This is a genomic window from Elusimicrobiaceae bacterium (assembly GCA_017528825.1).
Taxonomy (GTDB): domain Bacteria; phylum Elusimicrobiota; class Elusimicrobia; order Elusimicrobiales; family Elusimicrobiaceae; genus Avelusimicrobium.
In genome coordinates, this window is sequence record JAFXOI010000018.1 from 1 (window position 1) to 1,510 (window position 1,510).

General features: G+C 43.8%; 2 protein-coding genes. Both read right to left on the minus strand.

Features of this window, described 5'->3' with window-relative positions:
* Positions 1 to 78: 78 nt before the first annotated feature.
* Complete coding sequence (locus IKN49_04095; protein ID MBR3632223.1) at positions 79 to 1,200, minus strand: calcium-binding protein; 1,122 nt, start codon at positions 1,198 to 1,200, stop codon at positions 79 to 81.
* A 110-nt stretch (positions 1,201 to 1,310) separates the two neighbouring features.
* Positions 1,311 to 1,510 (minus strand): hypothetical protein (locus tag IKN49_04100; protein MBR3632224.1); only part of this gene is annotated, 200 nt, incomplete at its 5' end.

Consider the following 1,510-nt stretch of genomic DNA (forward strand, 5'->3'; position numbering starts at 1 on the left):
TATCTGTTTACAAATTACAGCCCGGCCTTGGTCTTTATATCTTCATAGCTCATAGATAAGATACGTCTCTCGCTCCGTTTATTTCCAATTAGCTGCTTTCTTTATGTCTTCAAAAGACATGGAAGTAGGATACCTGCCGTCGCATGAGAACACAAAACCGCCGGAATAAGCCCCGCTGGCAAAGTTTTCGAGATAAATTTGGTTATTGATGACCAGGCTGGCGCCAGACTGTGTAAATGAATAATTAGGATCATTCAGGCCTGTCTGATATTGTCCGGTGAAATACAGAGTGTTATCTGTTACAGTACCATTAGCCGCGGTGATGGTCAGCTTGTTTGAATACTTGTGGTCAAAGTTATCTAAAACTAATTTTGCCTTGCTGCCGCTGTTCAGGGTCACCTTGCCCGCCAGTTTAGCACTGTTGCCATTTTCAATATTTATAACGGACGCGGTCGTACCTTTTTTCAGGGTGATACGATCGTTGGAGTCAGCAGTCAGAGTGTGGTTTTTGCCTTTGTTAATGTTTATGAAGTCCTGACCTTTACCACCTTCAATTTTGTGGCTGCTTCCATAGTTTACAGTTATTGTATCATTACCGGTACCACCATACGCAGAATCGCCGTTCACAGATATACCGTTCTTGACCCCTTTGCCAAGAGTGATCTTATCGCTGCCGGCGCCGCCTGAAATTGAGCCTTTGCCGGAGTACACAGAGATGAAATCCGCCTTGTCGCCGGTTACATCCATAAAGTTGGCTCCATAAATTTTCCAGCTGGCAGTGTTTTTGACCGTAATCTTGTCTTTACCGGCGCCACCGTAAATGGCTAGGCCTTTGCCTGCTTTTTTTACATTGATTATATCATCGCCGGCCTCTCCGTAGACATTGTTGCCTGTGCTGGTGGCGTTTACTGTAATCTCATCATTTCCGCCGCCCCCATGGATATATTGGTCTTTGCCTTTTCCTGTAATGGAAAGAACAGCCTTCGTGGCGCCGCCATAAATAGAGTTACTCGAACCACCCTTTAGATAAAGCTTATTCTTTCCGGTCCCTCCGTAAGCGTAGTTGCTTTTTCCTGATTTTCTAGTAATGGTATCGTTACCGCCTTCGCCCCAAAAATAATTGTTGTTTTTCGTAATTGTAGCCTTGTCCGCTCCGTTGGTACCAACAATCTCCTTATTACCGTTTAACGTGTACGCCATAATAATACTCACCTTCCTTTAATTAATAATATATTAAATAATACTCTGTAGTATAAAACTAAAAGACGCTTTGAAATGCTTGGAAAAGTTATCTTCCCAACCACTGTTTCTTATCCGGTATAACCGGGAGTGTTTCTTGCCGCCTCCACCATAGGGCTTTGCCCCGGTGTGCTGAACACGATTTTTTTGTCTGCGGAAAAATACACGCCATAAGTAGTCTCATCACTGGAATGCCAACCTGTTAACGTAATTTTGGCGCCGGTAGTCTTATGAGTAAGAATCAGGTAATCGTGGCCGCCTAACATATCAA